Origin of the sequence: Streptomyces sp. NBC_00885, assembly GCF_045207475.1 — a bacterium.
In the GTDB taxonomy this organism is placed as follows: Bacteria; Actinomycetota; Actinomycetes; order Streptomycetales; family Streptomycetaceae; genus Streptomyces.
Genome location: NZ_CP108796.1, coordinates 2,363,687 through 2,380,495, shown reverse-complemented (window position 1 = coordinate 2,380,495; position 16,809 = coordinate 2,363,687). Strand labels below are relative to the sequence as shown.

The following is a 16,809-nucleotide window of genomic DNA, read 5'->3' as shown; positions in this document are numbered from 1 at the left end:
GGCCCGATGTCTGAGCTGTCCAATGCCAAGAAGCAGGCGGACAACGTCAACGCAGCCTCGTCCCACACGCTTCTGGAAGGGCGGCTCGGGTATCACCTCGAGTCCGCCCTTCTGGTGCGTGCGCTGACCCACCGTTCGTACGCGTACGAGAACGGCGGTCTGCCCACCAACGAGCGTCTCGAATTCCTCGGGGATTCGGTGCTCGGCCTGGTGGTCACGGACACGCTGTACCGCACCCACCCCGACCTGCCCGAAGGCCAGCTGGCCAAACTGCGGGCCGCGGTGGTCAATTCTCGTGCGCTGGCGGAGGTCGGCCGCGGCCTCGAGCTCGGCCTCTTCATCCGGCTCGGCCGGGGCGAAGAGGGCACGGGAGGCCGGGACAAGGCGTCCATCCTCGCCGACACCCTTGAAGCGGTGATCGGTGCGGTCTATCTCGACCAGGGCCTCGAAGCGGCCTCGGAGCTGGTGCACCGGCTCTTCGACCCGCTGATCGAGAAGTCCTCGAACCTGGGCGCGGGCCTGGACTGGAAGACCAGTCTCCAGGAGCTCACCGCCGCCGAGGGGCTCGGAGTTCCGGAGTATCTCGTCACCGAGACCGGCCCGGACCACGAGAAGACCTTCACTGCTGCCGCCCGCGTCGGTGGTGTCTCGTACGGCACCGGCACCGGCCGCAGCAAGAAGGAAGCGGAGCAGCAGGCGGCGGAGTCCGCATGGCGGGAGATCCGTGCCGCCGCGGACGAGCGTGCGGCTGCGGCGAAGGCCGAAGCGGAGGCCGGGGCCAAGGCCCGGGCCGAGGCGGAGGCTCTGGCCGATGCGACCGCTGCTGATGACGAAGGGGCCGCCGACGCCCCTTCGGCCTCGGAATCCGGGGACCGGGCCTCGGCCTGAGTCCGCGATTCCGCTTTCCCCGCGGGGCCCCTCGCTCTTCAGGAGCGCAGGGGCCTCGCGGCTTTCCGTCTCAGGCACGGAGGTACGCTGCGGGCGTCACCCTGAGATTGCCCGAAGGAGCCCCGTTGCCCGAGCTGCCCGAGGTCGAAGTCGTACGTCGCGGACTCCAGCGCTGGGTCAGCGGGCGGACGATCGCCGAGGTGGAGGTGCTGCACCCGCGCGCGGTCCGCCGCCATCCGGCCGGCGCCGGGGACTTCGCGGCCCGGCTCAAGGGGCACAGCGTCGGGATCGCCCGCCGCCGCGGCAAGTACCTCTGGCTGCCGCTGGCGGACACGGACACCTCGATCCTCGGCCACCTCGGCATGAGCGGGCAGCTGCTCGTGCAGCCCGAGGACGCCGCCGACGAGAAGCATCTGCGGATCCGGATCCGCTTCGACGACCGGCTCGGCACCGAGCTGCGCTTCGTCGACCAGCGCACCTTCGGGGGTCTGTCGCTGCACGACAACACTCCTGAGGGACTCCCGGACGCGATCGCCCACATCGCCCGCGATCCGCTGGACCCGGCCTTCGACGACGCGGCCTTCCATGCCGCGCTGCGGCTGCGCCGTACGACGGTCAAGCGCGCGCTGCTCGACCAGTCGCTGATCAGCGGCGTCGGGAACATCTACGCGGACGAGGCACTGTGGCGCGCCCGGCTCCACTACGAGCGCCCCACCGCGACCCTCACGCGCCCCCGCTCGGCCGAACTGCTCGGTCATGTACGGGACGTGATGAACGCGGCCCTGGCCGTCGGCGGCACCAGCTTCGACAGCCTCTATGTGAATGTGAACGGCGAATCGGGCTATTTCGACCGGTCGTTGGATGCGTACGGCCGCGAGGACGAGCCCTGCCGACGCTGCGGCACACCCATGCGCCGCCGTTCCTGGATGAACCGTTCCAGCTACTTCTGCCCGCGCTGTCAGCGGGCGCCGAGAGTCATCCGCACCTCGTCGTAGCGCTCGCGCGCGGCGAGCACCTCGGGCATCCGGCCCTCGACCAGGTGGATCAGCCCGAGCAGCCGCTCGGCCACGGCGCGTCCCAGCGCGGTGAGTTCATAGTCCACGCGCGGAGGATTGGTGGTCTGTGCCTCCCGGTGGACCAGGCCGTCGCGCTCCAGCGCGTGCAGCGTCTGGGAGAGCATCTTCTCGCTCACGCCGTCGACGCGCCGGCGCAGTTCGTTGAAGCGGAGGGTCCCCTCGTACAGGGCCCCGATCGTCAGGCTTCCCCAGCGGCCCGTCACGTGCTCGAGCGTGCCGCGTGAGGGGCACTGCTTGGAGAAAACGTCGAAGGGGTGGCCGTCGTCGTCCATGACGGCCACCCTACTCCGGTGTACTAACTATTCGTAAGTGCTGTAGGAGCGGCTAGAAGCCGAAGTCCTGGGTCCACCAGGGGCCGCCGTCGCCCATGACCACACCGATGCCCAGCGTCTTGTAGTCGCAGTTGAGGATGTTGGCGCGGTGACCGTCGCTGTTCATCCAGGAGTTCATCACCGCGGCGGCGTCGGCCTGCCCTCGGGCTATGTTCTCGCCGCCCAGACCCTTGACGCCCGCCTGGTCGGCGCGGTCCCAGGGAGTGTCCCCGTCGGGGTCGGTGTGGTCGAAGAAGCCGCGCGCGGCCATGTCGGCGCTGAAGTCACTGGCGAGATCAGCAAGACCGGCATCGGAGCGCACCGGGCTGCAGCCCACCTTCGCGCGCTCCTTGTTGACCAGGGCGAGCACCTCGGCCTCGGCGGCCGCCGCACCCGAGACGGGGGGCCTGGCCCGCTCGGACGAACGCTCGGGGGCGCGGGTCTCGGTACGGGTCGGGGCCGTCGTCTTCTTCTCCGCCTGCGGGGCCTTCGTCTGCTTCGACGGAGTCGCCGACGGCTTCGTCGGCGTGGGGGAAGGGGTCTTCGACGGTGCCTGCGGGCGCGGCGCGGTGGGGCTCGCGGGGGCCGAAGTCCCCTTCGTCGGCTCGGCGCTCGCGTCGCCCTGCGTCTGCAGCTGGGCGGAGCCCTCGCTGCGTATCTGCCCGCTCGGCTCACTGCCGCCGCTGACGTCGAACTTGTCGCCGCCCGGCAGCAGGCCGGACGCGACGGCGACAGCGCCTACGGCCATGGCCGCGGAGGCGCCGAGCAGTCCGGTGCGTACGGGCATGCCCGACCGCTTCTTCCGGCGTGCACCACCCCGGTGCCGGCCTGCCGCTCCGTCCGCATGGTCGTGCGCGGCGGGTGCGTCGGCGGAGCGTCGATGGCGTCCCATCTGCTGTGCCTTCCTGATGCTCGACGAAGCTCGACGGTCAAACGTCAAACTGACTCACCCATATGGGTGAAGCTCATTTCGACGGGACTGTACGCCATGACGCGTGGGGGCGAAGTGTTCTGTGTGCAATTGGCCCGTTACCTTGCACGCATGAACGATGACGCACGGCTCACCGCCTGGGTACGCGGCCGGGTACAGGGAGTGGGCTTCCGCTGGTTCACCAGGGCGAATGCTCTGGAGATCGGCGGCCTCACGGGATTCGCCGTCAATCTCGACGACGGCAGAGTGCAGGTTGTGGCAGAGGGGCCACGTGAGAATTGCCACCGTCTGCTGGAGTGGCTGCGCTCGGACGACACACCCGGGCGGGTCGACGGTGTCACCGAGATCTGGGCCACCCCGCGCGGTGGCTACGAAGGCTTCGCGATCCGCTGAGGTCATCGCGCATTTCATCGCGAAAGTCGGTCCAGCGGGCATGCCGCGGGCATCTGCCGCGGCAGAAATTGGCTGGTGGTTGCCAAGAAGGGCTTGTCGTGCCAGGCTGCGCCAGTAAGAATGATCTCTACGCCCCCTGGGCCCCGCTGAGAGGCTTCGCCGCGCGTTCCGCGGCCGTACGCCCCCGGGTTTGCCCGTCGACGCGGGCGTGATCGTGTTGACCGTCAAACTTTTTGGTGAGACTCTGGAAGCCCCGCGCACCTTAGCTGTTTGGCAGTAAGAACCGCAGCCGTATTCAGCACTAACAAAGCACTGTCGAGCACCGCGGGTGCGAATCCCTCACGACCCACACCGCTTCGGTCGGTCACTCAGTGTGGAGGACCATCCATCATGGCAAAGGCGCTTCTCGGTTACGTCGGCGGTAACGACCCGCGACTCCTCGCCGAGATGCGACGGCTTCAGCAGCGCGTCCAGGACCTCGAATCCGAGCTTGTACGGATTCAGTCCGAGAACGACGCGCTCAACGCTGCCGTCGCTCAGCACCCTGGAGAGTCGTTGCTCGAAGGCATCGACATCGACGTACCCCAGGCGGAGCCTGCGCTCACCTGAGCACGGCGTTCGCTGGAGAATCATCGCGCACAAGATATGCAAGGGACGCCTCGGCGTCCCTTCTTTCTTTGCGCTCCGCCCCTTACAGTCCTTCCCTTACCGTCTGATGTGCCCTGCACCTTCATCGGTGAAACCGTGAGCGCTGTGTCCTCCCGTGGGGCAACCCCCGGACCCCCGGCAGAAAACCCCTCGTGGCGGGCCCGAGCGAATGTGCTCCGGCCTTCCGAGCGAAGCGCACGGTAGAGTCCGGCCGCGTGCACCTCAAGGCCATGACCCTGCGCGGGTTCAAATCCTTCGCGTCCGCCACGACGCTGCGCTTCGAGCCGGGCATCACCTGCGTCGTGGGGCCCAACGGTTCGGGCAAGTCCAATGTGGTGGACGCGCTCTCCTGGGTCATGGGCGAGCAGGGGGCCAAGTCGCTGCGCGGCGGCAAGATGGAGGACGTCATCTTCGCCGGGACGACCGGACGGCCCCCGCTGGGCCGCGCCGAGGTCTCCCTCACCATCGACAACTCCGACGGCGCGCTCCCCATCGACTACGCCGAAGTCACCATCACGCGGATCATGTTCCGCAACGGCGGCAGCGAGTACCAGCTCAACGGCGACACCTGCCGGCTCCTCGACATCCAGGAGTTGCTGTCCGACTCCGGCATCGGCCGCGAGATGCACGTCATCGTCGGCCAGGGCCAGCTCGACTCCGTGCTGCACGCCGATCCGATGGGACGCAGGGCGTTCATCGAGGAGGCCGCGGGCGTCCTCAAGCACCGCAAGCGCAAGGAGAAGGCGCTGCGGAAGCTGGACGCGATGCAGGCCAACCTCGCGCGCGTGCAGGATCTGACCGATGAACTGCGCCGCCAGCTCAAGCCGCTGGGGCGGCAGGCCGCCGTCGCCCGGCGGGCCGCCGTCATCCAGGCCGATCTGCGCGACGCCCGGCTGCGGCTGCTCGCCGACGATCTCGTACGGCTGCGGGAGGCGCTGCGCGGCGAGATCGCCGACGAGGCCGCGCTGAAGCAGCGCAAGGACGCGGCCGAGGCGGAGCTCAAGGCCGCTCTGACGCGCGAGGCGGAGCTGGAGGACGAGGTACGGCGGCTCGCGCCACGGCTGCAGCAGGCCCAGCAGAGCTGGTACGAGCTCTCCCAGCTGGCCGAGCGGGTGCGCGGCACGATCTCGCTGGCCGACGCGCGGGTCAAGAGCGCCAGCGCCGCGCCCGCGGACGAGCGGCGTGGCCGCGATCCGGAGGATATGGAGCGCGAGGCCGCCAGGATCCGTGAGCAGGAGGCGGAGCTGGAGGCCGCGCTGGAGGCGGCCGAGCGCGCCCTGGAGGACACCGTCGCCCACCGCGCCGAGCTGGAGCGGGAGTTGACGGTCGAGGAGCGGCGGCTCAAGGACGTCGCCCGGGCGATCGCCGACCGGCGCGAGGGTCTTGCCCGGCTGGGCGGCCAGGTCAACGCGGCACGCAGCAGGGCCGCTTCGGCGCAGGCCGAGATCGACCGGCTGGCCGCCGCACGCGACGAGGCCCAGGAGCGGGCCGTCGCCGCGCAGGAGGAGTACGAGCAGCTCAAGGCCGAGGTGGCCGGGCTCGACGCCGACGACTCCGCGCTCGGCGAGCAGCACGACGCGGCCAAGCGGGAGCTGTCCGAGGCGGAGGCCGCACTCGGCGCGGCCCGTGAGGCGCTCACCGCCGCCGAGCGCAAGCGCGCCGCCGTCGCCGCCCGCCGTGAAGCCCTCGCCCTGGGCCTGCGCCGCAAGGACGGCACGGGCGCGCTGCTCGCTGCGAAGGACCGGCTGAGCGGACTACTGGGACCGGCGTCGGAGCTGCTGACGGTTGCCTCCGGCTACGAGGTTGCGGTGGCGGCGGCGCTCGGCGCGGCCGCGGACGCCGTGGCCGTTTCCAGCCCGGCGACCGCCGCCGAAGCGTTGCGGCTGCTGCGCAAGACCGACGCCGGGCGCGCCGCGATACTGCTGACTGGCGCCCCGGAGCCCGCGGCGCCCGAGCGGCGCCCGGACGGTTCCCCGTACGCCGCAGACCTGGTGCGCGGGCCCGAGGAGCTGATGCCCGCCGTGCGCAGACTGCTCCGGGGCATCGTCGTCGTCGGGACGCTGGAGGACGCCGAGGATCTGGTCTACGGGCGGCCCGAGCTCACCGCCGTGACCGCCGAGGGCGACGTCCTCGGCGCGCACTTCGCGCAGGGCGGCTCCGCCGGTGCGCCGAGCCTGCTGGAGGTGCAGGCCTCCGTCGACGAGGCCGTCGCCGAGCTCGAGGAACTGGCCGTCCAGTGCGAGGAACTGGCCGCCACCCAGCAGCAGGCAATCGCCCGCCGCCGTGAATGCGCCGCGCTGGTCGAGGAGCTGGGGGAGCGGCGCCGGGCCGCCGACCGCGAGAAGTCCGCGGTGTCGGGGCAGCTCGGGCGGCTCGCAGGCCAGGCGCGCGGCGCCGCGGGCGAGGCCGAGCGGACGACCGCGGCCGCGGCCCGGGCCCAAGAGGCGCTGGAGCGGGCCCGCGAGGAGGCCGAGGAACTGGCCGAGCGGCTGCTGGTCGCCGAGGAGGCTCCGGCCGAGGAGGAGCCCGACACGCATGTACGGGACCGGCTCGCGGCCGACGGCGCCAACGCCCGCCAGACCGAGATGGAGGCCCGCCTCCAGGTCCGTACGCACGAGGAGCGTGTCAAGGGGCTGGCGGGACGCGCGGACTCGCTCGACCGGGGAGCGCGCGCCGAGCGCGAGGCGCGGGCGCGGGCCGAACAGCGGCGCGCCCGGCTGCGCCACGAGGCCGAGGTGGCCTCCGCGGTGGCGAGCGGCGCCCGCCAGCTGCTGGCTCATGTCGAGGTCTCCCTCGTGCGCGCCGAGGCGGAACGGGTCGCCGCCGAGGCGGCCAAGGCCGAGCGCGAACAGGATCTGAGCGCCGCCCGCAACCAGGGGCGCGACCTCAAGGGCGAGCTCGACAAGCTGACCGACTCGGTGCACCGCGGCGAGGTGCTCGGGGCCGAGAAGCGGCTGCGGATCGAGCAGTTGGAGACCAAGGCTCTGGAGGAGCTCGGCGTCGAACCGGCCGGGCTGATCGCGGAGTACGGGCCCGACCAGCTGGTGCCGCCCTCACCGCCCGCCGAGGGCGAGGAGCTGCCGGAGGACCCCGAGCACCCGCGGAACCTGCCGAAACCTTTCGTACGCGGCGAGCAGGAGAAGCGCCTCAAGTCCGCCGAACGGGCGTACCAGCAGCTCGGGAAGGTGAATCCGCTCGCGCTGGAGGAGTTCTCGGCACTGGAGGAGCGCCACAAGTTCCTCTCCGAGCAGCTCGAAGACCTCAAGAAGACCAGGGCCGACCTTCTTCAGGTGATCAAGGAGGTCGACGAGCGCGTCGAGCAGGTCTTCACCGATGCGTACCGGGACACCGCCCGCGAGTTCGAGGGTGTTTTCTCGCGGCTCTTCCCCGGCGGTGAGGGACGGCTGATTCTGACCGATCCCGACAACATGCTCACCACAGGTGTGGATGTCGAGGCCAGACCGCCCGGCAAGAAGGTGAAAAGGCTCTCGCTGCTCTCGGGTGGTGAGCGGTCGCTGACCGCGGTGGCGCTGCTGGTGTCGATCTTCAAGGCCCGGCCGAGTCCGTTCTATGTCATGGACGAGGTCGAGGCGGCGCTCGACGACACCAACCTCCAGCGGCTGATCCGGATCATGCAGGAGCTCCAGGAGTCCTCGCAGCTGATCGTGATCACGCACCAGAAGCGGACGATGGAGGTCGCGGACGCGCTGTACGGCGTGTCCATGCAGGGTGACGGTGTCTCCAAGGTCATCAGTCAGCGCCTTCGCTGACGCTTCTTCCACACCGTCCACACTTCTTCAACACTTGAATGAAGACAGATGTCGCGATCGCTGAAGTCGGCTTGATCTCTCCTCTTGACTTCGAAACTTGAACGAATAGTCTCTGCAGCGTTGCTTTTACCTTCAAGTGGTGGGCGGCGGCTTGTTGTACGCCGCTTGAAGGGCTCGCCCCCCACGCCCGGCGACGCTGCCGGACGCCCGAGGAGTACACGTGACCAGCACCGCGCAGCCACCACCTGTATCGGCAGCCCGTGAGGCCCACCCCGACCACCTCGGCCATGTCATCTTCATCACGGCCGCCGCCGCGATGGGCGGTTTCCTCTTCGGCTACGACAGTTCGGTCATCAACGGCGCTGTCGAGGCCATCCGCGACCGCTACGACATAGGCTCCGGAACGCTCGCCCAGGTCATCGCGATCGCCCTGATCGGCTGCGCCATCGGCGCAGCCACCGCCGGCCGGATCGCCGACCGCATCGGCCGCATCCGCTGTATGCAGATCGCCGCCGGGCTCTTCACCGTCAGCGCGGTCGGGTCCTGCGTCCCCTTCGCCCTCTGGGACCTCGCCTTCTGGCGCATCGTCGGCGGCTTCGCCATCGGCATGGCATCGGTCATCGGCCCGGCCTATATCGCCGAGGTCTCCCCGCCCGCCTACCGCGGCCGGCTCGCCTCCTTCCAGCAGGCCGCGATCGTCATCGGCATCGCCGTGTCCCAGCTGGTGAACTACGGCATCCTGCAGCTCGCCGACGGTGAGCAGCGCGGCGAGATCGGCGGGCTCGAGGCCTGGCAGTGGATGCTCGGCGTCATGGTCGTGCCCGCGGTGCTCTACGGACTGCTCTCCTTCGCGATCCCCGAGTCGCCCCGCTTCCTGATCTCCGTCGGCAGGACCGACCGGGCGAAGGAGGTCCTCGGCGAGGTCGAGGGCCACGGCGTGGACCTGGACGCCCGAGTCGCCGAGATCGACCGGGCGATGCGCAGCGAGCACAAGTCGACCTTCAAGGACCTGCTCGGCAGCCGCTTCGGCTTCCTGCCCATCGTCTGGGTGGGCATCGGACTCTCGGTCTTCCAGCAGCTCGTCGGCATCAACGTCGCGTTCTACTACTCCTCGACGCTGTGGCAGTCCGTCGGCATCGACCCGACCGACTCGTTCCTCTACTCCTTCACCACCTCGATCATCAACATCGTCGGCACCGTGATCGCGATGGTCCTCGTGGACAGGATCGGCCGCCGCCCGCTCGCCCTCATCGGCTCGGCCGGTATGGCGATCGCGCTGGCCTTCGAGGCCTGGGCCTTCTCCGCCGAACTCGTCGACGGCAAGCTGCCCACCACCCAGGGCGTCGTCGCTCTGGTGGCCGCCCATGTCTTCGTGCTCTTCTTCGCCCTCTCGTGGGGCGTTGTGGTCTGGGTCTTCCTGGGCGAGATGTTCCCCAACCGGATCCGCGCCGCGGCGCTCGGCGTCGCCGCCTCCGCCCAGTGGATCGCCAACTGGGCCATCACCGCGAGCTTCCCGAGCCTGTCGGACTGGAACCTCTCGGGCACGTACGTCATCTACACAGCCTTCGCCGTGCTCTCGATCCCCTTCGTGCTCAGGTACGTCAAGGAGACGAAGGGCAAGGCGTTGGAGGAGATGGGCTAATCCCCGCTGCCCCTCTCCTCACCACGGAACTGCCCCGGCTCACCCAGTGAGCCGGGGCAGTACCTGTTCGCACATCAACTGCAGGCTGCGCCAGCCCTCGTCCACCGGCATACCGCCGCACAGCGGATGCAGTACGAGACTCTCGGCGCCCAGGGCCACGCACTCGTCCGGCGTGACGATCCGGTACACGCCCTCGGCGCGGAGCTCGTCGACGGTGGTGGCGGTGGACTTCACCGCCGAGCGGATGTCCTTGGACTGCCACGAGGCGTACATCCGGGCCTCGTGCAGGAAGTGCTTCCCGTACTCGGCCCAGGTGCGGTCCGGGTCGTCCGACAGATGCAGGAGCGGCGTCTTCTCGGCGGGCATCATCGTCCAGCCCTCGGTGCCGTATTCGGCGAGCCTGTCCTGGTAGTACGCCTGAAGTTCCGGCAGATGCGCGCTCGGGAAGAACGGCAGCCCGAGGCGGGCGGCGCGGCGGGCCGCCGCCTTCGACGAGCCGCCGACGAGCAGAAGGGGGTGGGGCTGGGTGTACGGGCGCGGGGTGACCCGGACCGTACGGCCCTCGTAGGTGAAGGGCTCGCCCGTCCACGCCTTGAGGAGGGTCTCCAGGAGCAGATCCTGGATCTTGCCGCGCCTGCCCCAGTCGACGCCGTGGGCCTCGTACTCCTCGGGCCGGTAGCCGATGCCCGCGACCGTGACCAGCCGTCCTTTGCCGATCAGGTCGAGCACGGCGATGTCCTCGGCCAGCCGCAGCGGATCGTAGAGCGGGCCGATGATCGCGGAGACGGTGACCGCGATACGGCGGGTGGAGCCGAGGACCGCGCCGGCGAAGACGAAGGGGGAGGGCAGCCAGTTGTTTCCGGCGCCGTGGTGCTCCTCGGTCTGGATGGTGTCGATGCCGCGGTCGTCGGCGTACGCGGCCATCTCCAGGGCAGCGCGATAGCGGGCCGCGAGGGTCTCGGGTGTCGCGTCGGGATCGACGAGATTGAAGCGGGCCACCGTGAAGGCCATGGGAACGTCCCCCTCCGCAGCGTATGAGCACGGCGAAGACGGACGGTAGCTGACGTTGCGTCAGATTGATAGAGCGGCGACCCGGGGTTCTGAGAGGGGCTCGGGGACCACGGCGGTGGCCGCCCGGCCCGGGCTCGCGCACGGGACCGGGCGGGGGAGGGACCCCTCCCGCAGGGGCGCGCGGCCCGGGAGAGGGAGCGAACGGCCGTCCGGGAGGTCACGCATACTGGTCGGGTTATGGAAATCCTCATCCTTGCTGTAGTCATCGCCCTGGTCGCGGTCGGCGCGATCAGCGGGCTCGTGGTCAGCAGCCGCAAGAAGAAGCAGCTGCCGCCCTCGGCACCGTCGAGCACGCCGACCATCACTGCCCCGCCCGCCGAGCCTCAGGTCGGTGAGGACGCCGCCCCGACGGTCGAGGAGCCGCGCCGCACGATCGAGGAGGTCGATCTCCCCGACGCCACGGGAGCCACGGCTCCGGTCGTCGTCGAGGAGCCCCTCGCCCCCGAGATCGAGATCCCCGAGCCGACGGCGGGCCGGCTGGTCAGGCTGCGCGCGCGTCTCGCCCGCTCCCAGAACGCCCTCGGCAAGGGTCTGCTCACGCTCCTGTCGCGCGAGCACCTCGACGAGGAGACCTGGGAGGAGATCGAGGACACCCTGCTCACCGCGGACGTCGGCGTCGCGCCGACCCAGGAGCTGGTCGAGCGGCTGCGCGAGCGCGTGAAGGTGCTCGGCACGCGCACGCCCGAGGAACTGCGCGGGCTGCTGCGCGAGGAGCTGCTGCACCTTCTCGGCACCGACTTCGACCGCGCGGTGAAGACCGAAAGCGGTCTGGACACCCCGGGAATCGTCATGGTCGTCGGTGTCAACGGCACCGGAAAGACCACCACGACCGGAAAGCTGGCGCGGGTGCTCGTCGCGGACGGCCGCTCGGTGGTTCTCGGCGCGGCGGACACGTTCCGTGCGGCGGCCGCGGATCAGCTCCAGACCTGGGGCGAGCGGGTCGGCGCGCGCACGGTGCGCGGGCCCGAGGCCGGCGACCCGGCGTCGGTCGCGTTCGACGCGGTCAAGGAGGGCATCGCCGAGGGCGCGGACGTCGTACTGATCGACACCGCGGGCCGGCTGCACACCAAGACGGGCCTGATGGACGAGCTCGGCAAGGTCAAGCGCGTCGTCGAGAAGCACGGCCCGCTGGACGAGATCCTTCTGGTCCTGGACGCCACTACGGGGCAGAACGGGCTGGTGCAGGCCCGGGTCTTCGCGGAGGTCGTGGACATCACCGGCATCGTGCTGACCAAGCTGGACGGTACGGCCAAGGGCGGCATCGTGGTCGCGGTCCAGCGCGAGCTGGGCGTCCCGGTGAAGCTGGTGGGCCTGGGCGAGGGGCCGGACGACCTGGCACCGTTCGAGCCGGAGGCGTTCGTCGACGCGCTGATCGGCGAGTAGCTCGCCCTTTACCGGGGGCTCCGCCCCGGACCCCGTAGGCGACCTTCGGCCGCACGTCCGGGGTTCCGGGGGGCGGAGCCCCGGTTCAGGAACGGTGGCAGACGTACGCCAGCGTCCCCAGCAGCAGCCGTGCCTCCGGCGGCGCCGCCGCCGTGTCCAGCGACGGCGGTCGCAGCCAGCTGACCGGCCCGAGACCCGCGTGGTCCGACGGCGGTGCCGTGATGTGCGCGCCCGGGCCCAGGCAGTGCAGGTCCAGGTCCGCGTCGTCCCAGCCCATCCGGTAGAGCAGCTGCGGGAGTTCGTCGGCCGCGCCCGGCGCGACGAAGAACTGGCAGCGCCCGTCCGGCGTGGCCGTCACCGGGCCGAGCGGCAGGCCCATCCGCTCCAGGCGCACCAGCGCCCGCCGGCCCGCCGGGGAGGCGACGTCCAGGATGTCGAAGGTCCGCCCGACCGGCAGCAGCAGTGCCGCGCCCGGTACCCGGGCCCACGCCCTGGTGACCTCGTCCAGCGTGGCGCCTGCGGGGACCTCGGGGGCGAAGCCGAGCGGATGAGCCCCTGGGGACGCGCAGTCGCCCGCCCCGCAGGAACAGTCGCCGGAGGCCGCTCGCGCCCCCGGCGCCACGTCCCAGCCCCACAGCCCCGTGTACTCCGCCACCACGGTGCACTCCGCGGTGCGCGCACGGCGCCGTGAGCCGGGCCTGATCTGACTGATCCCCCGGCTGCCGCCGATTGTGAAGCCCATGCCCCCTCCAACGGGTCGAATCGCCGGTGGTTACGACCCGAAGTCTTCCCGTGACACTGCGTCGCATTCGGTGAAGGTCCGGCAGCGCACAGTGGCGAGAGGGGTGGTGCAGCTAGGGTCGCGCGCCTGCGCGTGCACCGCTCCGCTGACTCCTGATCGTCGTGTGTCAAGTGAATCGCGCCTGACGGCAGGGGAGTTCATTCGAAGGGGTGGCGAATGGTGGCGTTTCTGGAATCGCCCTCGCTGGAGGGGTGATCGTAGGACTACTTTCAGTACACGAACCCTGGAGTTCTGCGCATCCGCGGGTATGCCGGAGGCAAGTCGGTTTCCTGTTCGATGGGGCGCAACCTCCCTACGGAGAGCCTCAACTCGCGGCATTCTGGTAAGGGTTCAGGGACAGGGCTTTACGGCGGATGGGGGCAATCCAGTGGGCGGCACCGGCGCAGGCGGTACGAATACCGGCAAGCGCCCGAACGAGCAGTTGAGTTCGTGGTTCGTGCGCAGTGGTTGGTCGAAGGGCGAGCTGGCGCGCCAAGTGAACCGCAGGGCACGCCAGATGGGCGCACACCACATCAGCACCGACACCTCACGGGTGCGCCGCTGGCTGGATGGCGAACAGCCGCGCGAGCCGATCCCGCGCATCCTGTCCGAGCTGTTCTCCGAGCGCTTCGGGTGCGTCGTCGCCATCGAGGACATCGGTCTGCGCTCGGCGCACCAGTCACCGTCGGTGTCCGGGGTCGACCTGCCGTGGGCCGGCGAGCAGACCGTCGCCCTGCTCAGTGAGTTCTCGCGCAGCGATCTGATGCTGGCGCGGCGCGGCTTCCTCGGCACCTCGCTCGCCCTGGCCGCAGGTCCCGCCCTCGTCGAGCCGATGCAACGCTGGCTGGTGCCCTCCCCGTCCGGTGAGCCGGAAGCGCCGCCGAGCGCCGCGCGCAGGTCCTCGCGGCTCTCCGAGCCCGAGCTCGATCTGCTGGAGTCCACCACCGCGATGTTCCGCCAGTGGGACGCCCAGTGCGGTGGCGGACTGCGCCGCAAGGCCGTGGTGGGCCAACTGCACGAGGTCACCGACCTGCTGCAGGAGCCGCAGCCCGAGGCCACCGCCCAGCGGCTGTTCAAGTGCGCGGCCGAGCTCGCCGAGCTGGCCGGGTGGATGAGTTACGACGTCGGCCTGCAGCCCACAGCGCAGAAGTACTTCGTGCTCGCGCTGCACGCCGCCAAGGAGGCGGCCGACAAGCCCCTCGGCTCGTACATCCTGTCCTCCATGAGCCGCCAGATGATCCACCTGGGGCGGCCGGACGACGCCCTGGAGCTCGTCCATCTCGCGCAGTACGGCAGCCGCGACTGTGCGACCCCGCGCACCCAGGCGATGCTGTATGCGATGGAGGCCCGGTCGTACGCCAATATGGGCCAGCCCAGCAAGTGCAAGCGAGCCGTCCGGATGGCCGAGGACACGTTCGCCGACGCCGGTCTCGACGGCGAGCCCGAGCCCGACTGGATCCGCTTCTTCTCCGAGGCCGAGCTCAATGCCGAGAACGCGCACTCGTACCGCGATCTGGCCTATGTGGCCGGCCGCAGCCCCACGTACGCCTCGCTCGCCGAGCCGATAATGCAGCGCGCGGTGGAGCTCTTCGGCAAGGACGAGGAGCACCAGCGGTCGTACGCACTGAATCTGATCGGCATGGCCACCGTCCATCTGCTCAAGAGGGAGCCCGAAAAGTCGACGGACCTGGCCGGGCAGGCGCTGAAGGTCGCCAAGCGGGTCCGCTCCGAGCGGGTCAACACCCGGCTGCGCAAGACCGTCGACACCGCGGCCCGCGACTTCGGTGACGTGGCCGAGGTCGCCCACTTCACCGACCAGATCACCTCCCAGCTGCCCGAGACCGCGGAAGCGGTCTGAGAGGGCTGCGCCCAGCAGGCCCCGGCCGCGACGTCACCTCGAAACAGCCCGACTCGGCTCCCCCGTTGCCAGGTCAGCCGGGTGACGTCGCGGCCGGTTCTGCGGGGCGGCTGACGGGGCTCTTCTCCCGGGGGCCCGTGACGTGCGCAGAGGGTACTCCCGTTACGTACTCGTGACCCCGCTGTTCATGGCGGTGTAACACGCCGGACCTCTTCGTCACTGCGGCGAAACATCGTGGGGCATCGACGGAAACCGCATTGGGCCAATCTCATGGCGCATAACCGGCCCGCCCTTCCGCTCAGGCTTCGCCCGCACGCGGCCGCACCGACGACGAGGAGACGCCGATGCCAACAGGCATCTCGACGCTTGCAGCAGACACCCCGACGCTGTCGGCAGCCAACACCGGCTTCATGCTCATCTGTTCCGCCCTGGTGATGATCATGACACCGGGCCTGGCCTTCTTCTACGGAGGCATGGTCCGGGTCAAGTCCACCCTGAACATGCTGATGATGAGCTTCATCAGCCTCGGGATCGTCACGATCCTGTGGGTGCTGTACGGATTCAGCGCCGCATTCGGCACCGACAAGGGTGGCTTCATCGGCTGGACCTCCGACTACGTCGGACTGAGCGGCCTCGGCCTCACTCAGCTGTGGGACGGCTACACCATCCCTGTGTACGTCTTCGCCGTCTTCCAGCTCATGTTCGCGATCATCACGCCCGCGCTGATAAGCGGTGCGCTGGCCGACCGCGTCAAGTTCACCGCCTGGGCGCTGTTCATCACGCTCTGGGTCACCGTCGTGTACTTCCCGGTCGCGCACTGGGTGTGGGGCGCGGGCGGCTGGCTCTTCGAGCTCGGTGTCATCGACTTCGCCGGCGGTACCGCCGTCCACATCAACGCCGGAGCCGCGGCCCTCGGCGTGATCCTGGTCATCGGCAAGCGTGTCGGCTTCAAGAAGGACCCGATGCGGCCGCACAGCCTGCCGCTGGTGATGCTCGGCGCCGGTCTGCTGTGGTTCGGCTGGTTCGGCTTCAACGCCGGATCGTGGCTGGGCAACGATGACGGCGTCGGCGCGGTGATGTTCGTCAACACGCAGGTCGCCACGGCCGCCGCGATGCTCGCCTGGCTCGCCTACGAGAAGATCCGCCACGGCGCGTTCACCACGCTCGGTGCCGCCTCCGGCGCGGTCGCCGGCCTGGTCGCCATCACCCCGTCCGGCGGCTCCTGCTCGCCGCTCGGCGCGATCGCCATCGGTGTCATCGCCGGTGTGCTGTGCGCCATGGCGGTCGGCCTCAAGTTCAAGCTCGGCTACGACGACTCCCTGGACGTCGTCGGTGTCCACCTCGTCGGTGGTGTCGTCGGCTCCCTGCTCATCGGCTTCTTCGCCACGGGTGGCGTCCAGTCCGACGCCAAGGGCCTCTTCTACGGCGGTGGCCTCGACCAGCTCGGCAAGCAGGCCATCGGTGTCGGCGCGGTGCTGGCCTACTCTCTGGTGGCATCGGCGATCCTCGCCTTCGTCCTCGACAAGACCATCGGTATGCGGGTGGACGAGGACGTCGAGATCTCCGGAATCGACCAGGACGAGCACGCCGAGACGGCGTACGACTTCAGCGGTGCGGGCGGCGGCGCCGGCTCCCGCAAGGCCGCGCCCACGCCGGCCGACTCCGTGGCAGCTGCAGAGAACAAGAAGGTGGACGCATGAAGCTCATCACCGCAGTCGTGAAGCCACACCGGCTGGACGAGATCAAGGAGGCCCTGCAGGCCTTCGGCGTCCAGGGCCTCACGGTCACGGAGGCCAGTGGATACGGCCGCCAGCGTGGTCACACCGAGGTCTACCGGGGCGCGGAGTACACCGTCGACCTGGTGCCGAAGATCCGTATCGAGGTACTGGTCGAGGACGACGACGCCGAACAGCTCATCGACGTGGTCGTCAAGGCGGCCCGCACCGGCAAGATCGGCGACGGCAAGGTCTGGAGCGTCCCGGTCGAGACGGCCGTACGGGTGCGGACCGGCGAGCGCGGCCCCGACGCGCTCTGAGTCGCGGACCGCTCTACAGAAC

14 protein-coding genes are annotated in these 16,809 nt (G+C 69.9%); 10 read left to right on the top strand and 4 right to left on the bottom strand.

Going from position 1 to position 16,809, the window contains the following annotated elements; genetic code table 11:
* Window positions 1-6: 6 nt before the first annotated feature.
* On the top strand, window positions 7-888 hold the full coding sequence (rnc, locus tag OHA61_RS10375; protein ID WP_324979617.1) for a ribonuclease III: 882 nt from the start codon (window positions 7-9) through the stop codon (window positions 886-888).
* 125 nt (window positions 889-1,013) lie between these two features.
* The gene (mutM, locus tag OHA61_RS10370; protein ID WP_406302856.1) at window positions 1,014-1,883 is read left to right on the top strand and encodes a bifunctional DNA-formamidopyrimidine glycosylase/DNA-(apurinic or apyrimidinic site) lyase; all 870 of its coding nucleotides are present in this window, start codon (window positions 1,014-1,016) and stop codon (window positions 1,881-1,883) included.
* Here the strand turns inward: mutM and OHA61_RS10365 are convergent.
* Both OHA61_RS10365 and OHA61_RS10360 read right to left on the bottom strand, forming a co-directional pair.
* Complete coding sequence (locus OHA61_RS10365) at window positions 1,847-2,236, bottom strand: winged helix-turn-helix transcriptional regulator (protein WP_406302855.1); 390 nt, start codon at window positions 2,234-2,236, stop codon at window positions 1,847-1,849. The genes mutM and OHA61_RS10365 overlap by 37 nt on opposite strands.
* Window positions 2,237-2,288: 52 nt before the next feature.
* Window positions 2,289-3,167 carry a CAP domain-containing protein gene (locus OHA61_RS10360; RefSeq protein WP_406302854.1) on the bottom strand — a complete coding sequence of 293 codons (879 nt, stop codon included), beginning with the start codon at window positions 3,165-3,167 and terminating at the stop codon, window positions 2,289-2,291.
* Between the two features lie 150 nt (window positions 3,168-3,317).
* Between OHA61_RS10360 and OHA61_RS10355 the strand changes: the two genes are divergently transcribed.
* From OHA61_RS10355 to OHA61_RS10340, 4 genes are all read left to right on the top strand, one after another.
* Window positions 3,318-3,599, top strand: a complete 282-nt coding sequence (locus OHA61_RS10355) for an acylphosphatase (RefSeq protein WP_324979604.1) — start codon at window positions 3,318-3,320, stop codon at window positions 3,597-3,599.
* A gap of 390 nt (window positions 3,600-3,989) precedes the next feature.
* A complete protein-coding gene (locus OHA61_RS10350) occupies window positions 3,990-4,208 on the top strand; it encodes a hypothetical protein (RefSeq protein ID WP_142213425.1) in 219 nt (72 codons plus the stop codon).
* Between the two features lie 254 nt (window positions 4,209-4,462).
* Window positions 4,463-8,017, top strand: a complete 3,555-nt coding sequence (gene smc, locus OHA61_RS10345) for a chromosome segregation protein SMC (RefSeq protein WP_406302853.1) — start codon at window positions 4,463-4,465, stop codon at window positions 8,015-8,017.
* A gap of 220 nt (window positions 8,018-8,237) precedes the next feature.
* Entirely contained in the window at window positions 8,238-9,659 is a 1,422-nt protein-coding gene (locus tag OHA61_RS10340; RefSeq protein WP_406302852.1) for a sugar porter family MFS transporter, read from the top strand.
* Window positions 9,660-9,698: 39 nt separating this feature from the next.
* Here the strand turns inward: OHA61_RS10340 and OHA61_RS10335 are convergent, their stop codons facing one another.
* Window positions 9,699-10,670: an LLM class flavin-dependent oxidoreductase gene (locus OHA61_RS10335; protein WP_324981073.1), complete on the bottom strand. Its 972-nt coding sequence runs from the start codon at window positions 10,668-10,670 to the stop codon at window positions 9,699-9,701.
* 237 nt (window positions 10,671-10,907) lie between these two features.
* Here OHA61_RS10335 and ftsY point away from each other — a divergent pair, with 237 nt between their 5' ends.
* Entirely contained in the window at window positions 10,908-12,113 is a 1,206-nt protein-coding gene (gene ftsY, locus OHA61_RS10330) for a signal recognition particle-docking protein FtsY (RefSeq protein WP_406302851.1), read from the top strand.
* A gap of 85 nt (window positions 12,114-12,198) precedes the next feature.
* Here ftsY and OHA61_RS10325 read toward each other — a convergent pair whose 3' ends face one another.
* A complete protein-coding gene (locus OHA61_RS10325) occupies window positions 12,199-12,855 on the bottom strand; it encodes a bifunctional DNA primase/polymerase (RefSeq protein ID WP_406302850.1) in 657 nt (218 codons plus the stop codon).
* A gap of 427 nt (window positions 12,856-13,282) precedes the next feature.
* Between OHA61_RS10325 and OHA61_RS10320 the strand changes: the two genes are divergently transcribed.
* From OHA61_RS10320 to OHA61_RS10310, 3 genes are all read left to right on the top strand, one after another.
* Window positions 13,283-14,752: a hypothetical protein gene (locus OHA61_RS10320; RefSeq protein WP_406302849.1), complete on the top strand. Its 1,470-nt coding sequence runs from the start codon at window positions 13,283-13,285 to the stop codon at window positions 14,750-14,752.
* A 344-nt stretch (window positions 14,753-15,096) separates the two neighbouring features.
* On the top strand, window positions 15,097-16,452 hold the full coding sequence (locus tag OHA61_RS10315) for an ammonium transporter (RefSeq protein WP_406302848.1): 1,356 nt from the start codon (window positions 15,097-15,099) through the stop codon (window positions 16,450-16,452).
* The gene (locus OHA61_RS10310) at window positions 16,449-16,787 is read left to right on the top strand and encodes a P-II family nitrogen regulator (protein ID WP_101390346.1); all 339 of its coding nucleotides are present in this window, start codon (window positions 16,449-16,451) and stop codon (window positions 16,785-16,787) included. Before OHA61_RS10315 ends, OHA61_RS10310 begins: the two co-directional genes overlap by 4 nt.
* Window positions 16,788-16,809 lie beyond the last annotated feature (22 nt).

What these genes read in the sequence shown, in the direction of transcription:
- OHA61_RS10360 (WP_406302854.1), bottom strand. Translation starts at nt 3,167, where the DNA reads ATGGGACGCCATCGACGCTCCGCCGACGCACCCGCCGCGCACGACCAT.
- OHA61_RS10350 (WP_142213425.1), top strand. Translation starts at nt 3,990, where the DNA reads ATGGCAAAGGCGCTTCTCGGTTACGTCGGCGGTAACGACCCGCGACTC.
- OHA61_RS10315 (WP_406302848.1), top strand. Translation starts at nt 15,097, where the DNA reads ATGCCAACAGGCATCTCGACGCTTGCAGCAGACACCCCGACGCTGTCG.
- OHA61_RS10365 (WP_406302855.1), bottom strand. Translation starts at nt 2,236, where the DNA reads ATGGACGACGACGGCCACCCCTTCGACGTTTTCTCCAAGCAGTGCCCC.
- rnc (WP_324979617.1), top strand. Translation starts at nt 7, where the DNA reads ATGTCTGAGCTGTCCAATGCCAAGAAGCAGGCGGACAACGTCAACGCA.
- ftsY (WP_406302851.1), top strand. Translation starts at nt 10,908, where the DNA reads ATGGAAATCCTCATCCTTGCTGTAGTCATCGCCCTGGTCGCGGTCGGC.
- OHA61_RS10325 (WP_406302850.1), bottom strand. Translation starts at nt 12,855, where the DNA reads ATGGGCTTCACAATCGGCGGCAGCCGGGGGATCAGTCAGATCAGGCCC.
- OHA61_RS10355 (WP_324979604.1), top strand. Translation starts at nt 3,318, where the DNA reads ATGAACGATGACGCACGGCTCACCGCCTGGGTACGCGGCCGGGTACAG.
- OHA61_RS10335 (WP_324981073.1), bottom strand. Translation starts at nt 10,670, where the DNA reads ATGGCCTTCACGGTGGCCCGCTTCAATCTCGTCGATCCCGACGCGACA.
- OHA61_RS10310 (WP_101390346.1), top strand. Translation starts at nt 16,449, where the DNA reads ATGAAGCTCATCACCGCAGTCGTGAAGCCACACCGGCTGGACGAGATC.